21 protein-coding genes are annotated in these 22,690 nt (G+C 27.1%); 14 read left to right on the top strand and 7 right to left on the bottom strand.

Translation table 11 applies throughout. From position 1 onward, the window contains the following. The first annotated feature begins 282 nt into the window (after positions 1-282). From AC11VW_RS07005 to AC11VW_RS06995, 3 genes are all read left to right on the top strand, one after another. Entirely contained in the window at positions 283-1,431 is a 1,149-nt protein-coding gene (locus AC11VW_RS07005; protein WP_484300686.1) for an amidase domain-containing protein, read from the top strand. A gap of 151 nt (positions 1,432-1,582) precedes the next feature. Next, the gene (locus AC11VW_RS07000) at positions 1,583-1,783 is read left to right on the top strand and encodes a cold-shock protein (RefSeq protein WP_484300685.1); all 201 of its coding nucleotides are present in this window, start codon (positions 1,583-1,585) and stop codon (positions 1,781-1,783) included. 278 nt (positions 1,784-2,061) lie between these two features. Next, on the top strand, positions 2,062-2,466 hold the full coding sequence (locus AC11VW_RS06995) for a CBS domain-containing protein (protein ID WP_484300684.1): 405 nt from the start codon (positions 2,062-2,064) through the stop codon (positions 2,464-2,466). Positions 2,467-2,519: 53 nt separating this feature from the next. Here the strand turns inward: AC11VW_RS06995 and AC11VW_RS06990 are convergent, their stop codons facing one another. Then, complete coding sequence (locus AC11VW_RS06990) at positions 2,520-3,275, bottom strand: peptidylprolyl isomerase (RefSeq protein ID WP_484300683.1); 756 nt, start codon at positions 3,273-3,275, stop codon at positions 2,520-2,522. Between the two features lie 729 nt (positions 3,276-4,004). Between AC11VW_RS06990 and AC11VW_RS06985 the strand changes: the two genes are divergently transcribed. After that, positions 4,005-4,262, top strand: coding sequence for a TIGR03905 family TSCPD domain-containing protein (locus AC11VW_RS06985; RefSeq protein WP_484300682.1), 258 nt, complete (start codon positions 4,005-4,007; stop codon positions 4,260-4,262). Positions 4,263-4,304: 42 nt separating this feature from the next. On the opposite strand, the gene AC11VW_RS06980 is transcribed toward AC11VW_RS06985, so the two are convergent. Next, positions 4,305-4,757 (bottom strand): hypothetical protein, encoded by a 453-nt coding sequence (locus AC11VW_RS06980; protein WP_484300681.1) that lies wholly within the window; start codon positions 4,755-4,757, stop codon positions 4,305-4,307. 674 nt (positions 4,758-5,431) lie between these two features. On the opposite strand from AC11VW_RS06980, the gene AC11VW_RS06975 reads away from it, so the two are divergent. From AC11VW_RS06975 to AC11VW_RS06960, 4 genes are read left to right on the top strand one after another with little or no spacing between them, the layout of a single operon-like run. Next, positions 5,432-6,205: a LamB/YcsF family protein gene (locus tag AC11VW_RS06975; protein WP_484300770.1), complete on the top strand. Its 774-nt coding sequence runs from the start codon at positions 5,432-5,434 to the stop codon at positions 6,203-6,205. A 14-nt stretch (positions 6,206-6,219) separates the two neighbouring features. Continuing rightward, positions 6,220-7,452, top strand: a complete 1,233-nt coding sequence (locus tag AC11VW_RS06970) for an NRAMP family divalent metal transporter (RefSeq protein WP_484300680.1) — start codon at positions 6,220-6,222, stop codon at positions 7,450-7,452. 16 nt (positions 7,453-7,468) lie between these two features. Next, positions 7,469-8,188 (top strand): 5-oxoprolinase subunit PxpB, encoded by a 720-nt coding sequence (gene pxpB / locus AC11VW_RS06965; protein WP_484300679.1) that lies wholly within the window; start codon positions 7,469-7,471, stop codon positions 8,186-8,188. Next, on the top strand, positions 8,178-9,164 hold the full coding sequence (locus AC11VW_RS06960) for a 5-oxoprolinase subunit C family protein (protein ID WP_484300678.1): 987 nt from the start codon (positions 8,178-8,180) through the stop codon (positions 9,162-9,164). The genes pxpB and AC11VW_RS06960 overlap by 11 nt, the downstream gene beginning before the upstream one ends. Positions 9,165-9,232: 68 nt before the next feature. On the opposite strand, the gene AC11VW_RS06955 is transcribed toward AC11VW_RS06960, so the two are convergent. Next, positions 9,233-9,580, bottom strand: a complete 348-nt coding sequence (locus AC11VW_RS06955; protein ID WP_484300677.1) for a RidA family protein — start codon at positions 9,578-9,580, stop codon at positions 9,233-9,235. A gap of 725 nt (positions 9,581-10,305) precedes the next feature. Between AC11VW_RS06955 and AC11VW_RS06950 the strand changes: the two genes are divergently transcribed. From AC11VW_RS06950 to AC11VW_RS06930, 5 genes are all read left to right on the top strand, one after another. Next, a complete protein-coding gene (locus AC11VW_RS06950) occupies positions 10,306-11,580 on the top strand; it encodes an HD domain-containing phosphohydrolase (protein WP_484300676.1) in 1,275 nt (424 codons plus the stop codon). A gap of 24 nt (positions 11,581-11,604) precedes the next feature. Next, positions 11,605-12,894, top strand: a complete 1,290-nt coding sequence (locus tag AC11VW_RS06945) for a Gfo/Idh/MocA family protein (protein ID WP_484300675.1) — start codon at positions 11,605-11,607, stop codon at positions 12,892-12,894. 156 nt (positions 12,895-13,050) lie between these two features. Continuing rightward, complete coding sequence (locus AC11VW_RS06940; protein WP_484300674.1) at positions 13,051-13,959, top strand: S66 peptidase family protein; 909 nt, start codon at positions 13,051-13,053, stop codon at positions 13,957-13,959. A gap of 58 nt (positions 13,960-14,017) precedes the next feature. Continuing rightward, positions 14,018-14,608 carry a DUF3867 domain-containing protein gene (locus tag AC11VW_RS06935; RefSeq protein ID WP_484300673.1) on the top strand — a complete coding sequence of 197 codons (591 nt, stop codon included), beginning with the start codon at positions 14,018-14,020 and terminating at the stop codon, positions 14,606-14,608. Positions 14,609-15,031: 423 nt separating this feature from the next. Then, positions 15,032-15,853, top strand: a complete 822-nt coding sequence (locus AC11VW_RS06930; RefSeq protein WP_484300672.1) for a tetratricopeptide repeat protein — start codon at positions 15,032-15,034, stop codon at positions 15,851-15,853. Positions 15,854-15,990: 137 nt separating this feature from the next. Here AC11VW_RS06930 and AC11VW_RS06925 read toward each other — a convergent pair whose 3' ends face one another. The 4 genes from AC11VW_RS06925 to AC11VW_RS06910 form a co-directional block, all read right to left on the bottom strand. Next, a complete protein-coding gene (locus AC11VW_RS06925; RefSeq protein ID WP_484300671.1) occupies positions 15,991-17,904 on the bottom strand; it encodes an ABC-F family ATP-binding cassette domain-containing protein in 1,914 nt (637 codons plus the stop codon). Between the two features lie 25 nt (positions 17,905-17,929). Then, positions 17,930-18,637, bottom strand: a complete 708-nt coding sequence (locus AC11VW_RS06920) for a M15 family metallopeptidase (RefSeq protein ID WP_484300670.1) — start codon at positions 18,635-18,637, stop codon at positions 17,930-17,932. 215 nt (positions 18,638-18,852) lie between these two features. Next, positions 18,853-20,316, bottom strand: a complete 1,464-nt coding sequence (locus tag AC11VW_RS06915; RefSeq protein WP_484300669.1) for an aminotransferase-like domain-containing protein — start codon at positions 20,314-20,316, stop codon at positions 18,853-18,855. Between the two features lie 20 nt (positions 20,317-20,336). Continuing rightward, positions 20,337-21,233: a D-alanine--D-alanine ligase gene (locus AC11VW_RS06910; RefSeq protein WP_484300668.1), complete on the bottom strand. Its 897-nt coding sequence runs from the start codon at positions 21,231-21,233 to the stop codon at positions 20,337-20,339. Between the two features lie 209 nt (positions 21,234-21,442). On the opposite strand from AC11VW_RS06910, the gene AC11VW_RS06905 reads away from it, so the two are divergent. Next, positions 21,443-22,678 carry a competence/damage-inducible protein A gene (locus AC11VW_RS06905; RefSeq protein WP_484300667.1) on the top strand — a complete coding sequence of 412 codons (1,236 nt, stop codon included), beginning with the start codon at positions 21,443-21,445 and terminating at the stop codon, positions 22,676-22,678. The last annotated feature ends 12 nt before the right edge of the window (positions 22,679-22,690 follow it).

Raw genomic sequence — 22,690 nt, 5'->3', positions numbered from 1 at the left:
TATTTTTCATTGTTAAACATTAAAACAATGAATTCTTAAGAATAGATATCATTAAAATGATAAATCATATAATTATATTACTACTAAAAATAGTAAAAAAATAGTGAATAGAATAAAAAAAATAAAAATAATAATGTATTACAACAATTCATTACTAGATAAAATAAGTAAAATTATTTATTTGTTATTTGGATATAATAATACAAAATAATAAACTACTATTCATATATAAATATTTAAAATTATTATGACAGTATGTGCTCTTTATTAGGAGGTGCAATTTTGAAAGGACTTAGAATAAAAAATAAGTACATTAAAAGCATGATTATATCACTAGCTTTAACTTTATCTATAGGATTATACGCATATACCGAACAAGATAAAATTCAAGTGAAAGAAGGATTAATAGAAGCGAGTATAATAGATAAAGAAGAAGTAAATGGTCAATATAAACTGCTTCTGGAGAGCTTATTTGATTATAGAAATAAAGCTTTGTTGGAAAAAAATGATGATATGCTTAAAGAACTATATGAAGTAGATAAAAAATTTGGACTTTGGGCATATGAGCACGAAGTTAAAAAGATGAAATATCTAGAAAACTGGTCAAATAAGCAAGGTGTTAAATTTAATGATATAAAAACAAAAGTAAAAGTAAAGAAAATAAAAGAAAAAGAAGATGATTTATACGGAATTATATGCACAGTATCAACTGAATATAAATACTCATATGAAAATCAAAAAGATATAATAAATATGTTTAGAATAGGAACATATCACTATTTAAATGTAAGGATTAGAGATAATCAGTATATTATAACTAAAGAATGGTACACTGATCCATTTGCTGATTCTTTAAATTTAGAAAATATTAAATCTGAAGATATAAGGAACCATATATTAGAACAACAGCCTGTAAGATTAGAATTAACACCAGAACGAATTAAAGCAGTAAACTATGCTCATCAGTATTGTGGGGGTGCATCTAATGAAGAGTATGGATTAAAGTTTAATTCAAATTATAAAGATTATAATCCTGATGGAGGAGATTGTGCTAATTTTGCATCTCAAATAATGTTTGAGAGTGGAAGATTTAAGAAAAATGATACATGGAATTATTGTGATAAGGAAGGTACAAAAGCATGGGTAAATGCACAAGCTTTCAAAAACTATATAATCTATAGTGGAAGAGGCAGCCTGATAGCAAAAGGTTCTTATCAAGATGTATATAAAGAAGCATATAATTTAAGACCAGGAGACTTTGTAGCGTACGAAAAAGGTGGAAGAATAACACATGTATCTACAGTCACAGGATTAGACTCTAAAGGCTATCCATTAGTAACATGTCATAATACTGATAGATTGCTTGTTCCTTGGGATTTAGGATGGAGCGATAAAAAGATAAGATTTCATCTAATACAAGTACATTACTAGTTTTAGACTAAAAAAGTATTAATAAAAATCATAATTTTACTATAAGTTTAAAGTTTATAAAATTTTACAATATTAGTAAAATATGATAAAATAGTAATAAGGTTACAATGAATTGTAGCTAAATAATTTGTTTTTTTAGGGGGATTTATCAATGAAAACTGGTGTAGTTAAGTGGTTTAACAATGAAAAAGGATTTGGATTTATATCTATAGAAGGCGAAGGAGATGTTTTTGTACATTTCTCAGCTATAACTGGTGATGGATACAAGTCTTTAGAAGAAGGACAAAGCGTTCAATTTGATGTAGTTGAAGGAGCTAAAGGTCCTCAAGCTGCTAATGTAGTTAGACTATAATCAAAAGTTCATATATATTAGTAATTCTAGTAATATGTGAAACATAGCCGCTTTTTAAGCGGCTTTTTGTATGTCAATACTTTAACTCATTTATAAAAAAATATTGTTTTTATGCCTCAAAAAATAGTTTTATATAAAAAAATATCATATAAATATATATTTAAATTTTAAAAAATATGTAAATATGTTAAAATTAATAATAAAGAGTAAAAATTAAATATACTACTTTGATAAAGAGATGGAGTAATATTTAGACAAGTATTTGGAGGTGTAGTATAGTGAACATATTATTTTTTCTAACACCTAAGAGTGAAGTTGCATATATATATGAAGACTACACTATGAGGCAAGCTTTAGAAAAGATGGAGCATCATAGATATTCAGCTATTCCTATAATCGATGATGAAGGAAAATATGTTGGGACTATAACTGAGGGAGATTTACTGTGGACATTAAAAAATGACTTTTCCTTAGATTTAAAATCAGTAGAAGATGTTCCAATAATGAATATAAAAAGAAGAATGGACAACTCACCAGTTTCTGTTAATGCAAATATAGAAGATCTGATATCTAAGTCTATGAATCAAAATTTCGTTCCAGTAATTGATGACCAAAAAACATTTATAGGGATAATTAAAAGAAGAGATATAATAGAATATTGCTACAATAAATTAAGAACATAAAATTAAGTAATTATAAAAGCCTAGCTAAATTAGCTAGGCTTTTTAATTATATATTAGTCGTTAAATTTAACATTACTTTGGTACTTAGACTTAAGATCATTTAATTTATTAGAGTAAACTTCACTTTGTTTTTGGTACATTAAAGTTTTTTCTATTTCACTTTTAACTTCTTCATATTCAGATTCTCCACCAGCTTGTAAATCTTCTAATTTTATTAAGTGATATCCAAATTGAGTTTCAACAGGTCCTGTTACTTCACCTTGTTTCATGTTGAATACAGCCTCTTCAAATTCAGGAACCATTTGTCCTCTAGGGAAAGAACCTAAATTTCCACCAGCATCTTTAGATGGGCAAGTAGAGTGCTCAGCTGCTGCATCCTCAAAAGATATTTCACCGGCATTTATTTTATTAAGTAAATCAGAAGCTTTTTCTTCAGTTTCTACTAATATATGTTTAGCAGAAGCACTTTCTGATTTATTGAATTTGCTTTTATTAGCATCGAAGAAGGCTTTCTTTTCCTCTTCAGTTAATGTAATGCTAGATATAACTTTATTTATAGCATATTGTTTTAACATATTTTCTTCGATTTTTTTCATTTCTGATTTGAAATCTTCATTATTATGTAATTCAGTTTCTTTAGCCTCAATATAGAATAATTCTTGATTTACTAAATCTTCTAATAATTGTTTTTTTCCTTCTTCAGTATTGAAATGCATAGCTTGATATGGATCTAAACTTTGTAATGCACTTTCAATATCATAATTAGTTATTTCTTTTTCTCCAACTGTAACTAAAACCTTTTTTTCCATAATAGTTAACTCCTTTGTATTTATATTTAATTGATAATATTACCTTCTAAAATAAATAATATCAGAAAAGTACTCATATGTCTAATATTTCCAAGTATTATATTAAATATGTATTAATATGAAAAAGTTATAGTAATGAGCATCAAAGCGGATAAAATTCCCACAACGCCCTCATTCATTTTATATTTAAAGTTTTTAATATATGAAATATAAAAATAAACAAATATGAACATAAGCTTTACAAATAATAATATTATGTTTTTGGAAAATAATAAGTAGCTACACAAGAAAACTATAAAAGTAACCAAAGTACTTACTTTATATAAAACAACTATCTTATCAAATTGCTTAAAATTATATAAAAGTAAAAAAATATAAATGATAGATAATAAAGTAAATATTGTAAACATAAAAATTTCCGTTTCTATTTTAGGAATTACAACATAGTTGTACCAAACTATTGGCCAAAATAATAATGTTAAAAATTTAAAAAAATCATCAATAAACTTAGTATTACTCATAACGCACATCCTTTCTAGAAAGTTAAATATCATAGATAGCAAAGGTAATCTATAAATAAATTAAATCATATAAATAGTTTAAATACTATAATTATTATCTATATATTATAAAAATATATGAAAGATTATAAAAATAATTAATATATATATTAATATATTGAAAAGTTTTTATCACAATTAAAAACTACTATAAAATGGAGGCGATTTTATGTATAGATATTATACAAAAGGAGTATGTTCAAAATGTATAGTTATGGATATAGAAGAAAACATATTAAAGGATGTAATATTTGAAGGGGGATGCACAGGTAACGCAATAGGAATAAAACATTTAGTTGAAGGAAAAGACATAGATGAAATAATAGAAACTCTTGAGGATATACCATGTAAGAATAGAGGTACCTCTTGCCCGGATCAATTAGCAAAAGCATTAAGAATTTACAAAGAGTATGCTTATACAAAATAATACAAAAAATGCTTCTACTATTAAAGTAGAAGCATTTTTGTATTATTTTGTAACTAATATTGCTATTTTAGCATCTGGATTGTAGCTTATTTGAACTAATTGATTTCTCTTGATGTTTACAAGGTCTTCTCCACCATAGTTAATTTCTAACTTTATAGGCATCTTTCCTTGTTTTATTATAGCAACATATTCATTTTTACCCTTTTTCTCTAAGCTAATTAAATTACCAACATAAGGCTTGAAGTTTTGGTATTTATCTCCAGATTTCTTTATATAGAAATAAGTACCAACAGCTATTAGTAAGTTAACTCCAAATAGAATCCAAGAGTTTATACCAGCTGCAATTCCACCTATTAACACGATAACCATTAAAATAATAGGAATAATAGCTTTTTTCATAAGTAATTTACCCATTATTTCATTAGCTTTTTTTTCAGAGCCAGTCATTGTTTTTGACCTAGCGAATGATTCTGCGAATTTGTCTTTAAAGCCCATGTTAATCCTCCTAGTCCAATAAATGTTTAGTTATAATAACGATGTAATGCTTGAAACTAAAAATTTACTACATTTATATTATGTACAAGTTTGCTATTAAAATTTATATTCAAGCAAAGTGAAATATATTAATTATTTTATCATAGAATTGTAAAAAAGAAAATAAATGTAGTGATAAAAACTCAATAAATATAATTTATAGGATAAACTTATTTGTTTTTAATCAATAAATAAGCTGAGACCATAAAAAAGCTTAGGAGAAACTTACTCAGATGTACCTACAATTAGGATTTATACTATAACCATATTTTAGACAAAATATAGTTATAGTATTATATCTAAATAAGATAAATTATCATGAAAGAGGTGTTAAAAAACACCTCTTTTTTACATATTAGTAGATTATATTTCTTTTGATTTGTAAACAAGTGGTAAAACTAATAGACTATTCTAATTTATATAGCTAATTATTAGATGAAAAGTTGATTTTCATAAAAATATTGAGGAAAAGCAAAAATGATAAAAATGAAAGTTGAAAAAAATAACTTGCAAAAATAAAAATTAAATGCTACTATTTAAGTAATAAATGCAAGATTAAGACTGATGAGTATAAAAAAATAATGAAAAAAAAAAATAAAATCATGCAAATTGAAGATGATGAGGGAGACGATACTTTGTATAAGGTGGATATAAACAGTGATTTAGGAGAAAGTTTTGGAGCATATAAGATTGGTATGGATGAACAAATACTTAAGTATATATCATCTGCAAATATAGCATGTGGATTTCATGCAGGAGATCCATTGAATATGGCTAAGGTAGTAGATTTATGTAAATTAAATAATGTAAAGATAGGAGCGCATCCAGGATTATTAGATTTAATTGGATTTGGAAGAAGAGAAATGAAGATAACTAAACAAGAAGCTAAAGATTATACAAAATATCAACTAGGAGCACTAATGGGATTTGCAATAGCTTGTGGAGATAAAGTATCTCATGTTAAGCCTCATGGTGCTTTATATAATATGGCTGCAAGAGATGAAAATTTGGCAATGGGCATTTGTGAGGCTATATATGAAATACATAAAGATATTATATTATTAGGTTTATATAACAGTAAGATGATAGAATGCGCAAAACTAATTGGATTAAGATATGCAAGTGAGGTTTTTGCAGATAGGGCATATGATAAAGATGGTTTTTTAGTACCAAGAAATATAACTGGTTCAGTAATACATGATACTGATTTAGTTATAAATAGAGTGGTAAGGATGGTAAAAGATAAAGTAGTTGAGAGTATAGATGGTAAACAAATAAAAATACAAGCAGATTCTATATGTGTCCATGGAGATAATCCTAGTGCTTTAGAATTTGTAAAACAAATTAGAAAAAGATTAGAAGATGAAAATATAAATATATGTTGTATAGAAGAGGTATTGAAAAAATAGGAGGATGATATAAAATGGATGTAAAAAATGCTAATAAAATAAAAAATAATGATAGTGAAAAGTCTAAAAATATAGGTGCTTTATTAGGGGCCGCATTTATAATGGCTACTTCTGCCATAGGACCAGGATTTTTAACTCAAACGGCTCAATTTACTCAAAATTTTGGGGCGAGTTTTTCATTTGTAATAGCTATAACTACAATTTTATTTGTAGGAGCTCAAGTAAATGTATGGAGAGTAATTGGTGTATCAGGTCTTAGAGGTCAAGAAATAGCAAATAAAATAATACCTGGTCTAGGTTATTTTGTTGCATTTTTAGTAGTTTTAGGGGGGTTGACTTTTAATATAGGTAATGTTGGTGGAGCAGCACTTGGAATAAATGTAATGTTTAATCTAGATGTGGTGGTGGGTACTATATTAAGTGGGCTTATAGCTATTTTTGTATTTATGTCAAAAAATTCCAATTCGCTTATAGATAAGATAACAAAGTTTTTAGCATTAGGTATGATAATAATAGTTGGTTATGTTGCAATATTTAATCAACCTCCAGTACAAGAAGCAGTTTATAGAGTAGTAAATCCTGAAAATCCAAAGAATTTAATATTCCCAATAATAACTCTTTTAGGTGGAAGTGTTGGAGGATATATAACTTTTGCAGGAGGTCATAGATTAATAGATGCAGGTATAACAGGTAAGGATAATATAAATCAAATAACTAAATCATCTCTTTTAGGAATCTTAGTAGCAACTATGATGAGAGTACTTTTATTCTTAGCAATACTTGCAGTAGTATCAAAAGGATTACAACTAGATCCAGCAAATCCATCAGCATCAGCATTTAAATATAGTTTAGGTCAAATAGGATACAAATTCTTTGGATTAGTATTATGGGCAGCCTCAATAACATCAGTAATAGGAGCAGCCTATACATCAGTATCTTTCTTAAAGACGCCAAATTCGTTTATAGAAAAAAATGAGAAATATTTCATAATAGGCTTTATAGCTATATCAACAGTTATAATGGCGTTTATAGGAAAGCCAGCAACGCTACTTGTTATAGCAGGCTCACTAAATGGGCTTATTCTTCCTATAACATTAGGAATAATGCTTATAGCTTCAAAAAGAAAGGATATAGTAGGAGAGTATAATCATCCTACATGGCTTTTAATATTTGGTATTGTTGTAGTCTTAATATCTACATATGCTGGAGTTATGTCACTGCAAGACTTAGTAACTATATTTATTTAAAGAAAGAGGAGAGATAATGGAAACTAAGTATTTTTTAGGTGGCGATAAAAGTATAGTTGTAGAATTTGGAAATGAAATAAATGAAGGCATTAATAAAAAAGTAATATCATTAATGAAAGTTATAGAAAAATCAAGCCTTAAAAATGTAGTTACAGAAATGGTACCAACATATAGGTCTTTAATGATAAACTATAACCCACTAAATATAGAGTATGATGATTTAATTAATAAAGTAAAGGAATTAGAACAAAAAATGGAAGAAATAAAAATTAAAGAACCTAAGATTCATGAGATTCCAGTATGTTATAATAATCAGCTTGGAATAGATATAGAAACTGTAGCAAATCATAATAATTTAACTGTAGACGAGGTAATTCAAATACACACAAGTAAAGAGTATTTAATATATATGTTAGGTTTTACGCCAGGATTTCCTTACTTAGGTGGTATGGATGAAAGAATAGCAACACCACGACTTCAAGTACCAAGAACTAAGATACACGCAGGTAGTGTAGGTATAGCAGGGGCTCAAACTGGTGTATATCCGATAGATAGCCCTGGAGGGTGGCAAATAATAGGCAGAACTCCAATAAAATTATATGATGAAAATAGAGAACAACAAATTTTACTTACAGCAGGAGACTTTATAAAATTTGTTCCTATAACTTTAGATGAATTTATAAAAATAGAAAAAAATATGAATTTTAATCAAAAGGGTGAAAAATATGGGATTTAAAGTTGAATTAGGTGGTTTCCAAACTCTAATACAAGATAGAGGAAGGGTAGGATACGGTCAATATGGAGTATCTGGATGTGGCGCAATGGACGAATATGCTCATAGAGTAGGAAATATATTAGTAGGTAATGATGAAAATGAAGCTTCTTTAGAAGTTTTAATGATTGGTCCTACGATTAAGTTTGATAAATATACTCAAATAGCAATTACAGGAGCAGACTTAGGAGCTAATTTAAATGGTAAAAAAATTGATATATGGAGGTCTTATGAAATAAATCCTGGAGACATATTATCTTTCAAAGGAGCAAAATCAGGGGTAAGAGCATATATATCAATTGCTGGAGGAATAGATGTACCAATTGTAATGGGAAGCAAGTCAACATACACAAGAGGTAAAATTGGAGGATTTGAAGGAAGAGCACTTAAAAAGGATGATTATATAAGTACTTTCTTTGAAGAAAGAGATTTTACTATTAATAAAAAGGTTGATGAGGAGTATATACCTAAATATGATGCTACTATAGTTCTTAGAATAGTTAAGGGACCTCAATTCGATTGTTTTAGTGACAGTGAAATAAATAAGTTTTTAGATAATGAATATAAAGTTACAAATGAAATAGACAGAATGGGATGTAGATTAGAAGGTGAAAGTATAAAACATATAAAAAGTGCTGACATAATATCAGATGGAATATCTTGTGGAGCAATACAAGTACCAGGACATGGAAAACCTATAATAATGTTAGCCGATAGACAAACTAGTGGAGGGTACACTAAAATAGGAAACGTAATAAGTGTAGATTTATATAAATTGGCTCAAGCTAAGCCTAATGATATTATAAAATTTGAGTTAATAGATATATATGAAGCTCATAGGTTATTAAAAGAACAAGAATTAAAGATAAAAAGTATATATAAAAATATAATAAATATAAGAAAAGTAAGAGGTAAGATTTTGAAATATATAGCAGTGTAAAAATGGGATTTCATACAATCCCATTTTTATTTATAAAATTTAATTATTAAACTCATATAAATTACTAATTATTTTTTAACAGCAGCTACAACACTCATTTCAACAAGTAAGCATTCTCTTGCCATATTTGCCTCAACACAAGCTCTAGCTGGCTCGAAACCATCTTCAATCCATGCATCCCATACAGAGTTCATATCTGCAAAATCATTCATATCTTTTACATATATTGTAACAGATAAAATATGTCTTTTATCAGAATCATATTTATTTAATAAATCTTCTATTTTAGCTAAAACAGCAGCCGTCTGATCTTTTATATCTCCTTCAGCATGGGTTTGTCCACATAAATAAACCGTATTATTGTGAACCACTGCTCTGCTCATTCTTCCAGTACCTTCAAATCTTTTTATTTCCATTATAAAAACCTCCAATAAATTTTGACAATATAAATTGTAATACATATACATAAAACAATCTATATATATTATTAAAATAATAATTATAAATTTTATAGATGAAAAGAAATTTAAAGATAAATCAATATATACAAAAGTATAATACAATAAGTTTAAGTAGCTATTTATAACAATTAGATACTTAAACTTTATTTGTATTAAAAAGGACTCGATTGTCCTGTGGAATCTAAAAACTTTGTCAAAATATCTATTAACCTTATATGAGATACCTGACATAACTTTTAAAATTAAAAGTAGTGTAGGTTTATCTTAAGATAAATATGAGTTAAAATATAGAATATCATTGGAAAAAGTGTATAATGTAGATTATAGATTACTGAAATGAAATATAGACGTTAGATAATTGTGTAGTGAAAATTTATTTTATGATTTTATTTTGGCTTGAATTGGAGTAATTATTAACGATTTATAATATCATGAAAGTAATTTAAACCTCATATTTCGCTTGATTAAATTTGAAAACTAAATATTTATTTTTGACATATAAAATAGGTGTGAATTTTAACATGAAAACTATGCTTAGCGAGTGAAAAACTGATTTAAATATAGTCTGGTATGTAACATAGATACCTATTTTTAGCCATTTATTTGATTATTAAGATTTAAAACCGAATTGTCTGAAATATGAGAAATAAATATTTAAAGAGGAGCAAAATGAATTTATTATGCGGAGAATTAATGTATTAGAGTTATTTAGAATAAAACAAGCAATATTAAAAAATATAGATAAAGACATAGTTAATCATGGTATAGAAACAGCTTATATTGTATGTATGATAGCTAATGAATTGGCTTATAACAAACAAGAAATATATTACCTTGCAATGGCATCATTTATGCATGATATAGGTGCGTATAAAACAGAGGAATTGAATAATATTAAACAATTTGAAGTAGTAGATACGGGAAAACATTGTATTTATGGATATGCTATTTTAAATAAAAGTAAGATTTTTAAGCACATGGCACCGTCAGTTTTATATCATCATCATTCTTATAAAGATAAAGATAAGTATATATCAGAAATAGAAATACCGCAGGAAGCTTTTTTAATAGGCTTAGGGGATAGAGTGTCAATGTTTTGTAACTTATTAAAATATAATGAAGAAAAAATAACTGAATTTATATATAACATGGACAACAGTTCATTTAATCAAAATCATATGGAGATATTACATGATTTGATAAAAAATAAAGGATTAATAAAAAAAATTATAAGTGGAAAATATGAAAAATATATATGGGAAATAATGCAAGGTGTAGAACTTGATATCGAATTAATCAAAGAGTATTTATTATTTATACCTTTATCAATAGATTTTTTTAGCTTTGAAACATCTCTTCACACTGTTAGTGTATCATGTATGACTAATCGAATATGCAGTAAAATGGATTTAAGTCATGCGTATAAAGAAAAAATAGAAATAGGTGCATATTTACATGATTTAGGGAAAGTATGTACACCAAAGCATATACTTGAAAAGAAAGATAAATTAACAAAAGAAGAATTTGAAATAATGAAACAACATGTATGTTATTCAAGAGAAATATTAGAAGATGCATGTATAGAGGAAGAGCTAATAAGCTTAGCTTGCAATCATCATGAAAAGCTAGATGGTAGTGGCTATAGTAAGGGTTTAAATGCAAAGGATTTAAGCATAGGAGATAGAATAATAAGTGTAAGTGATATATTTTGTGCGTTAACAGAAAAAAGATATTATAAGAAATCTTTTTCAAAAGATAAAGTTCTAGAAATACTTTATGATATGGTAGATTCTAACTATATAGATAAATCAATTGTAGAAATAGTATCTACTAATTATGATGAGCTTTTAGAGTTTGTAAATATAAATAGAAGAGACTATGAAAATAGCCTAGAAGAAATGTTGCAAGATTATAATTATATAACAAGTAAAATATATAAGTTAGATATATACTAAGCATATGTAAAGGGGAGAATTAATATGGGAATAGTAAAAATAGCAATAATAGGTGCAGGCTTAAGGGGAACATATGTATATGCACCATATATATATGAAGATTCTAGAAGGTCTAAAATAATTTCGGTAGTAGAGCCTAAAAAAGGAAGAAGAGATTTATTTGCTAAGAGGTATAATATACATGAAAATCAAGTGTTTGAAAGTATAGAAGAATTTTTAGAAGGAGAAAAAATTGCAGATGCAGTAATAATAGCTAGTAATGATGATAGACATTATGATCATACTAATCTACTTTTAGAAAAAGGATATCATGTTCTTTTAGAAAATCCTATAGCAAATACACTTGATAGGTTAGTGAAGCTTAAAGACTTAAGCGAAAAATATAGTGAAAAAATACTTATGACTTGTAGTGTATTGAGACATACTGAATTCTTCAATAAACTAAAGGAAATAGTAGAAAGTGAAGAACTAGGAGAACTAATAAGCATTCAGCATAATGAAAATATAGGATACTGGAATTTTGCACATAGTCATACAAGGGGTAACTGGAGAAATGATAGTGACACAAGCCCTTTAATTTTAAATAAGAGTTGTCATGATCTCGATATATTAATGCATCTAACAGGAAGTAAGTGTAAAAAAATAGCTTCGTTTGGTAATCTGAAACACATGAACAATGCACACTTTAAAGAAAATATGGGAGAAAACTGTTTCGCTTGTAGTGTGGAGAGTGAATGTCCTTATTCAGCTAAAAAAATATATTTAGAAAATGATAGAGATATAAACAATGCATTACATATTAATCCTACTAAAGAAAATTTAGAGCAAATATTAGAAAAAGGACCTTATGGAAGATGTGTGTATAGATGTGATAATAACGTTGTAGATAATATGGTCAGTATATTAGAATTTGAAAATGGAATAACTGCAACATTTAATTTATCTGCATTTACAAAAGAATGTGACAGAATAATAAAATTAATGTTCAGCCATGGAGAAGTTGACGGAAGTTTTTTAAAAAATGAAATAAATATTAAAAGGTTTACACAACAAGAAGATGAAATAGTATATATGGGAAAAAGCTTAAATCTTTATGGAGAAGGAGATATAAAGCTTATAGAAGATTTCATAAACTCAGTTTATAAAAATGAAAGTAGTAAATGCAACTGTAGTGTAGAAGAGGCTATAGAAAGCCATATACTTGCCTTTGCATCAGAATATTCAAGAATAAGTGAAGGAGTAGTGTATGTAGAAGATTTTTTCCAAAATGCAGTTTGTATGACTAATGAAATAGAAGAAGTTTTAATGTATTAAAGATGAGGATATTTAATTATATCCTCATCTTTTAGCATGTATAAAAAAATCTTAGTAAGAGTATCAAAAATATCAGTAAAAGTATATATAAATAATAGTGAAAGTTATAGAGCATTAAATATCAAGAGAGGATAGTAATCATTAAGGGGGATAAATATGAATACACCTAAAACTCTAAATATAGGAGATACAATAGGAGTTATAGCACCATCAGGGCCATTAAGAAAAGGAAATATTGAACAGATAAAAAGCGCCATAGAAGAGTATGGATATAAAGTTAAGATAGGAGATAGTTGCTATTTAACACATAAAGGATATTTAGCAGGAGATGATGAAACTAGAGCTAAAGACATAGAAAAAATGTTTTTAGATAAAAATATAGATGCAATAATGTGCTTAAGAGGAGGCTATGGAGCTAGTAGGTTATTAGATAAGATAAATTATAAAATAATATCTGAAAGTCCTAAAATATTTATAGGATTTTCAGATATTACAGTACTCCATATTGTATTTAATCAAAAATGTAATCTATCAACATATCATGGAATAATGGCTTATACAGCTCCTAAATGGGATGAATTTACTTATATATCGTTACTAAATGCATTAAATTTTGAAGAAGAACTAATCATAAAAAATCCAACTAAAGAAAAAATACACACAATATATCATGGTAATGCAGAAGGTATGTTAGTTGGAGGAAATTTATCTCTCATAGTATCTACACTTGGAACTAAGTATGAAATAGATACAAAAAATAAAATTCTGTTTATTGAAGAAGTAGGAGAATATGTATATAAATTAGATAGGCTGCTTATGCACTTATACCATGCAGGTAAACTCACTGACTGTAATGGAATAATATATGGAGATTTTAGTGATTGTAGAAAATCTAATGATGATGATAATGAAATAATTGATTTATTAAAAGAAATCTCAGAAAAAGTTAAAAAGCCATCAATATATAATTTACAAGCAGGGCATTGTATGCCGATGTTAACGTTGCCTTTAGGTGCATATTGCAATATAGATGCTAGTAGTCAAATAATTAAATTTACAAGGTAAGTTATGATAAATATGTTATAATCATATACAAGAAAAACTTTAGCTAGGAGGAATAGATATGTCTGATGATAGAATAATCAATTTTAATGATTTAAAAAACAAAGTCAAAGATTCTGATGTAGATAAATTTGAACAATATATATATAATTTATATTTTTCTGTTATGGATGGAAGCTTAACGATGGTTGAATTCTCAAAGAAAATATTTGATTATATGCAAGAGAACAATATATCCCAAGAAAAATTCATGAATATACAAAAAAAATTTATGGAAAGATATGGAATGGATTCTGAAGAAGTAGAAAAGCAACTTAAAAACTTTGGAATAGACCCATCAACTGCAGGGTTTGGAAATATTAATATAGATAATATGGCTAATGAAAATATAGAATCAATTAAAAAGAGTGCAGGATTTTATGAAAAATATGGACATAAAATACAACCTAAAAGCTGTATAACTACATCTATTAAAAATGATATTAATGATATTGAAATAGTAATAGACCAAGAAAAGGTTTTGCTTTATAGCAATAAAAAAATAAGTTTAATGGATTCAGAATTGAATGAATTCTTATTAGGATATAAAAATATGTTCAATAAAAAAATAAGAGTAGTTTTATGTGAAAGCTATACGGAATACGATTATTAAAATAATAAAAACTTCTGATAAATATATTACAGAAGCTTTTTATTATAATAACTTGCTAATAATTACTATTAGTAAGTTATTTTTTTTTACCATAAAGCACCCCCCTATTTACAATACAGGTAAAATTTAACATTTAAATACGTCAAAGTTAAGGCAATAAAAAATGCTACTCTTAAATAATTTTAAAAGTAGCATTTTAGGAGGACTAAGTTATTTGCAAATGTCAAATACCGTCCTATATATATTATGCCTTACACTATGAAATTGATACACTATACTCAAATTATCTTATAAAAAAATAAGTTTGGCTATAATATTGATTTATTTATATAATGATAAAATAATTTTAAAAAAAGTCAACTTTTTCGTTTTAAAAAATAAGATAAAGTAAGACATAGAAGTTTAACATAGGGGGAACGATTAATGGCTATTAATGAAATGTTTAGAGAGATGTTTAATAATCAAAAAAGAGAAAAGGAAATAGAATACCAAAAAGAAATAATAAAAAAAGCATTAGAAAGTCAGGGCAATATGTTGAATGATTTTGAAACAGGAATGGATTTCTTAGAAGAAGAAAAATATGAAGATGCTATATTTTATTTAGAAAAATGTGCACAAAATAATAATTCTCAAGCACAATATGAATTGGGCAGATTATTGAAAGAAGGATTAGGGATAAAACAAGATAATGAAAAAGCTAAAAAATATTTATTAGAATCATATAAGCATGGATTTAAAAAATCAGGTTCTCTTTTAAGAGAAATGAGATATGAAGAACAAGGGAAATTAAATAAAAAAGTAGACACAAAGTTTAAAAATAAAAATAGTAACTTAGGATTTAATATAGATATGCCAATAGATTGGATCGAGCTAGAATCTAAAAATAAAGCTTGCTTTGATGCTGTAGCAATAGATAATTTTAATGGAGATGTTATTTTTAATATAAAGATGCAAGTATTTTTAATAGAGATACCTGAGAATATGACTGGATGCGTATCCCTTGATAGAGTTGCAAATAATATGGGATGTATAGAATCTGTTGATTTTAATAATGGACACTGTGATGGAAAGCTTATATGTGGAGAAGGTATTGATGGAACTTGTAATTATATATTTATATCCAAAGGAAAACTAGGGGTATATGACGTTAGGGTCATTGTAGATAAATACCTTGAACCAATATATGAGGAAATAATTGACCATATTATATATAGTTTTGAGATAATTGATAATATAGAAAACTAGTATACAGTTATATTCAAATTTATTCACACTATAGAATATTTAAGTACAATTCGAGCTAATAAAAATAACTACCAAATTAATCGGTTGATTAAGTGGTAGTTATTTTTGAAAGATTAGGCATTGTGGTTATTAAATATTTAGTTCTTAGAGTTAGTAATTTCATCAGCTAAATTATTTAAATATTCCCATCTCTCATATTTATGTTCAAGTTCTTGTTCAGCCTCAGCTTTTTCATTAAGAACTTCTTGTAATTTTACAAAGTCAGTAGCAAAGTTAGAAGTGCTAGCTTCAAGATTCTCTATTTTTTGTTCGAGTTTTTCAATATCAATATCTATAGTATCAAATTCTCTTTGCTCATTGTAAGTAAATTTAAGTTTTTTTTCACTCTTAGGCTTTTCTTTTTTAGAAGTAGAAGATTCTTCTTTTATATTTTGAGCTTCTTCAAATTCTATGCCTTGGATTTCTCTATAGATTAAGTAATTACTATAGTTACCAGTATAGATATGGATTTTACCAACACCTTCATAGGCAAAAATTTTATTACAAATTCTATCTAAGAAATATCTATCATGTGATACTGTTATAACAACGCCTCTAAACTCATCTAAATAGTCTTCAAGTCTATTTAATGTATCGATATCTAAATCATTGGTAGGTTCATCTAATAAGAGCACGTTAGGCGCAGTCATAAGAATTCTTAATAAATGTAATCTACGTCTTTCACCACCAGATAATTTACCGATTAAAGTATATTGCATAGTAGAATCAAATAAAAATCTTTCACACATTTGAGAAGCTGATATTTTAGTTCCATCAGAAGTTTCGATATAGTCACTACCTTCTTTTACATAATCAATAGCTCTCATTTCAGAGTGCATATGGGAATCATCTTGATTAAAGCATCCTATCTTAACAGTTTCACCTATTTCTATTTGACCACTATCAGGAGAAAGTTGTCCGTTTAATATATTTATAAGCGTAGATTTACCCATACCATTTTTACCAATTATACCTATTCTATCTGTACGAGCGAGTGTGTATTCTAAGTTATCTATTAAAATTTTATCATCGAAAGATTTAGAAATATTATGTATTTCTATAATTTTATTTCCTAGTCTAGTAGAACCAACTGATATATCCATTTTTTCATCATTACTAAAATCATCTTGGTTTGTTAATTCGTCAAATCTTTGAAGTCTAGCCTTTTGCTTTGTACTACGAGCTTTAGCACCACGTCTTACCCATGCAAGTTCTTTTCTCATTAAGTTTTGACGCTTTTCTTCCATGCTAGACTCAAGAGCTAATCTTTCCATTTTCTTTTCTAAGAAATCAGAATAGTTACCATCATAGCTAAATAGTCTACCTTTATCTAACTCGATTATTCTATTAGAAACTCTATCTAAGAAATATCTATCATGAGTTATCATAAGTAGTGAACCACGTCTACTATTAAGATATTCTTCTAAGTAATCAATAGTATCATTATCTAAGTGGTTTGTAGGCTCATCTAGTATCAATAACTCGCAAGGTGTAATAAGAGCTGAAGCAAGTGAAACTCTTTTTCTTTGACCACCAGATAATTCTTTAATCTTTTTATTAAAGTCAGTTAAGCCAAGTTTTGTTAAAACCATTTTAGCTTCACTTTCTAAATCCCAAAGATTAAGAGCATCAATTTTTTCTTGTAAAGAAATTAATTTAGTATTTAAAGTATCACTAAAATCTTTATTAATTTTATCTAGCGTTTCTTGATATTCTAATAGTAATTTCATTTCCTCAGAAGTACCTTTAAATACTTGCTCTAAAACCGTAAAACTTTCATCATATTCAGGATTTTGAGGAAGGTATTCAACTCTAACTCTATTTGCTTTTACGATGGTACCACTATCAGCTATTTCAGCCCCAGCTAGGATTTTAAGTAACGTTGATTTACCTGTACCATTAATACCTATAATACCTATTTTTTCTCCTTCATTAATACCAAGAGAAATGTTTTTTAATAATGTTTTTTCTGAATAACTTTTACATATATTTTCTAAAGTCATTAAATTCATAATATCACCTATATTTCTAAATTATTTAGTCTATTTTTTTCTCGAAATGTTGATAATCGGCATTTTTCCAATGACCTCCCCAGCTCCAACCTCTTTTTATAAAAGCATTATATAAATCATCATCTTCTACTATCATCCCCATCTGAATATTAGATCTATCTGCAAAAACATAACCTTCTTCAGGGTTAACACTAGTTCCAACTACATGAGGGTTTTGAAGAGGATTTATATCAATTGCAAGTCCTTTTCCATGATTTGAAATAACACTAGTATTAGCAATAGTTCTATAACAAAAAGAAGAACTATTATTATCAACCATAGAAAGGTTATCAACCGCATTATATTCATCTATTAATCTTATTTTATCAATAGGATATTTCTTCTCATATACTTCTTTAAATATATCAACAACCTCAGATGCAACTCTTTTGTCAACAACCATATTTCCTACATGAGTATTACTATCGAAGCCATAATAGCTCAAAGTTAAATAACTAAGACTATCAAAACTTAAAGGCTCACTTTCGGGCATAGATAAGCCTAGCATTTTATTTTTTATATCACCTGAAATATTAGAGTAAGAAAAAAGAGGTTTAGTCTGTTGAATCGATTCCTTATTAGATATATTTGTTTCAGTTTCTATATATAAACTCTCTTGTTCCTTATTTAAAGTATCTAGCTTTGATTTATTAGATCTAGATTTATTTATGAAAAATCCACCAGTAGCAATCAATGCAAGAATTAATAAATAACTTAATTTTTTTATAATAAATCACCTCTTCAACTAAAAATATGATAAATATTAATATAAATATTTGAAAATAAGTCATTAAATTCTTATATTAACATTGTTGTAGTATCTATACTTAAAAACTATATATATTATAACTCATAATAATAAACTACACTAATAATATTTAATAAATATTATTAGTGTAGTTTATAAATTTATTCAATTAAATCTAATATAGTATCACCAATTATTTTTATACCTTTCTTGATATCTTCAAAAGATAACCTTGAAAAACCAAGTCTTAAGGTATCATATCCCTTATTATCAATGTAAAATATATCTCCAGGCATAAAAATAACTCCTTTTTCATAACATTTAGATAATAATATTCTAGAGTCTATGTTTTTTAGTTTTATAAAAATATGTAAGCCACCATCACCAAGGATATATTCATTAGGGATATATTTTTTAACACATTCAGAAGCAAAATTAAATTTATCGCCATAAAATTTTCTTATTTTTTTTACATATTTCTCAAAACTACCATTACTAAGGTAATCATATAAAATACTTTGATCTAAAAAAGAAGTATGTATATTTTTGCATCTTTTAATACTTTCTAATTTAGAAATAATATTTTTATCTCCTAAAATCCATCCAACTCTTATTCCTGGGAAAAGTATTTTTGAAAAGCTTCCTATGTAAATAACACCGTTGCTTAAGTTATCTAAAGAGCAAATAGGGAAGATGTGAGAACTAGAATAAAGAAGTTCTTCATTAAATCCATCTTCGATTATAGCTATATTATATTTTTTCATTAAATTATAAAATTTATATCTATTTTCAGGGCTCATTACTATTCCAGTTGGATTATGATAGGAAGGCGTTATATAAGCAAACTTAATTTTAACTTCTTTAATATGCTTAAAAGTATTTAACTTACTTTCAAGCATATTAAAATCAAGACCATCTTTATTTATGTTAACGCCTATAATATTAAGACCAAGAGCCTTAAATATTTTTATAGCTGTATTATGCGTAGGATTTTCACATATTATGTAATCGCCTTTTTCCACAAAGGAAGATAAAATCATATCTAAACCTTCTGTAAAACCGTTAGTAATCAGAACATCCTTATTATAGGTATCAACACCTTTTGTATTCATATAGCTAAGAAGGTAATTTATAAAAGGTCGATAACCCTTTGCATATCCATAGTTCAATATTTTATGGCCTTCCAGAGATATTCTATTTAAAAAAGATTTCTTTAATTCATCCATATCAAAAAGTTCACCATTAGGAGAAATACTTTTAAAAGAAATCAAGTCAGATCTCCAAGGTATTTCATTTTTAACAATATCCATTTCGTTTGCTACTTTAGAATAATCATTTTCAAGATTGTCCCAATTAATATTCCAAGTATTATTTAAAATAGTATTTTGAGAATTTACAAAAGTTCCTTTTCCGCAAATAGAGTAGATTACTCCTTCAGATTTTAATTCTTCATAAGCTAGGATAACAGAGTTTCTACTTATGTTAAAAATCTGGCTAAGCTCCCTTGTAGAAGGGAGCTTGCTATTATTTGGGATTAGACCTTTTTTTATCATATCACTAATATGATTTTTAATTTGTATATAAATTGTTTCAGTATCATTTAATTTAAAATTGGAAAATAACAACATATCACCTCTATAAATATTTAACTTAGGGAGTATTCTATTATTTTATCTAATAACTCACTAAATTCTATTCCTCTAGATTTTGCACTTCTAGGAATTAAGCTAGTTTGAGTCATTCCAGGAAGAGTATTAAGTTCAAGTACATAAGGAATACCTTCACTTATTATAATATCAACTCTTACATATGCTTTGCAATTAAAAATGTTCCAACAAGTTCTAGAAATTTCATTTATTTGTTTTTGTAAATTATCTTTTAAAAATATAACTTCTTCAATTGCTCCATTTGTACTATATTTAGATTTATAATCAAAAAATTCTGAATTAGCTTTTATAGATATAGTAGGGAATACTTCTCCGTTTAGTACAAATGATGTGTATTCACCACCTGGTATATATTTTTCAATCATTACACATTCATCAACTTCAAGTCCATTTTGTACTGCGCTTAAAACTTCATCTTTAGAGTGAACAAAGAATGTTGCAACACTAGAGCCACCACAGTTTGGCTTTATAAATACAGGATAACCAAGTTCCTCAATTTTATCATAGTTTATTTCTTCAATAGATTTTACAACTACCCAAGGTGCAGTAGGTAAATTGGAATCTCTCAATATTTTTTTGGTCATATTTTTATCCATACATAATGCGCTTGTAAGTGGACCACAACCAGAGTATGGTATATCCATAGTTTCTAGTATCGATTGTATACAACCGTCTTCACCAAACTTACCATGAAGAGCTAAAAATGCGAAATCTATATCAGGAGTAAGCTTTGTAAATATATCCATTTTATCATCTAATATTATTTTTACAACTTCATATTTATCTCTATTAAGGTTATTATAAACTTCTCTTCCTGAATTTAGGGAAACTTCTCTTTCAGATGATATTCCACCCATTATAACAGCTATTTTCATATATATCACTCCTAGTTTTAATTAAGTTTAATTATGTCATTTATTATTTATACTTAAAGTATATGTTTTATATACAATAGTTGAAAGTACCACAACAAGTGAAGTTTCAGCTGATAGTGGTTTTAGTAAATAAAAAAATATGAAATTTAGAAATTTATTACATCAATTTAATATAAATAGTTTAAAATTATATAAGAGGGGTGAAGAAAATGAAAGCAGAAATAATAGCAGTAGGAACAGAAATACTTTTAGGCGATATAGTAAATACTAATTCTCAGTATTTAGCACAGGAACTAGCGGCTCTTGGAATTGAAGTTTATTATCAAAATACTGTTGGTGACAATGAAGAAAGACTTATGAAAGTATTTGAAGAAAGTTTGAAAAGAAGTGATATAGTAATAGCAACAGGAGGTCTTGGGCCTACTAATGATGATATAACTAAAGAAGTTGCATGTAAATATTTTAATCAAGAACTTAAATTACATAAACCATCTTTAAAAAAAATAGAAAATTATTTTAAAAAATTAAATATAGAATTAGGTGAAAATAATAAAAAACAAGCATATTTCCCAGAAGAGGCAATAATACTAGAAAATAATAATGGAACAGCTCCAGGAGCTATACTAAGAAAAGATAATAAAACAATAGTAGTATTGCCGGGGCCACCAAGAGAGATGAAGCCAATGTTTGAGGAATCTATAAAGCCATATTTGCAAAAATGTGCAAATAGTATGTTGGTATCAAAAACACTTAGAACATTTGGAATAGGTGAATCATTATTAGAAGAGAGAATAATAGACCTTATAAAAGAACAAAGTAATCCAACGATAGCTCCATATGCAAAGGAAGCAGAAGCAATACTTAGAATAACAGCAAAGGCTAAAACACAAGAGGAAGCGAAAGCTTTAATAGAGCCAACAGTCGAAAAAATTAAAGCTAGGGTAGGTCAATTTATTTATGGAGAGGGAGAAACGTCATTAGAAGAAGAAGTTGCCAAACTTCTTGTGAATAAAAATATGACAATATCTGTATCAGAATCATGTACAGGAGGATTAGTAAGTTCATCTCTTATAAATTACCCAGGCATATCATCAGTATTTATGGAAGGATGTATAACATATTCTAATGAAGCTAAAATAAGTAGACTTGGTGTTAAAAAAGAAACTCTACATAAATATGGTGCAGTTAGTGAAGAAATTGCTAAAGAAATGGCAGAGGGTATAGCAAAAAACTTTAATACTAATATAGGATTATCTACTACTGGAATAGCAGGTCCCGAAGGTGGAAGCGAAGAAAAGCCAGTAGGACTTGTTTATATAGGAATTTATATAAATGGTGAAACAATAATCAAGAAGTTTGTATTTAATGGAAATAGACAAAGTATAAGATTAAGAGCAACTAAAAGCTTACTTAATGAACTAAGATTAAAATTACTAGAATTATAAAAATATATCAAA

The sequence above is a fragment of the Romboutsia sp. genome, from assembly GCF_056995035.1.
Note: the sequence above shows the minus strand (reverse complement) of the source record. Positions and strands in the feature narration are given on the sequence as shown.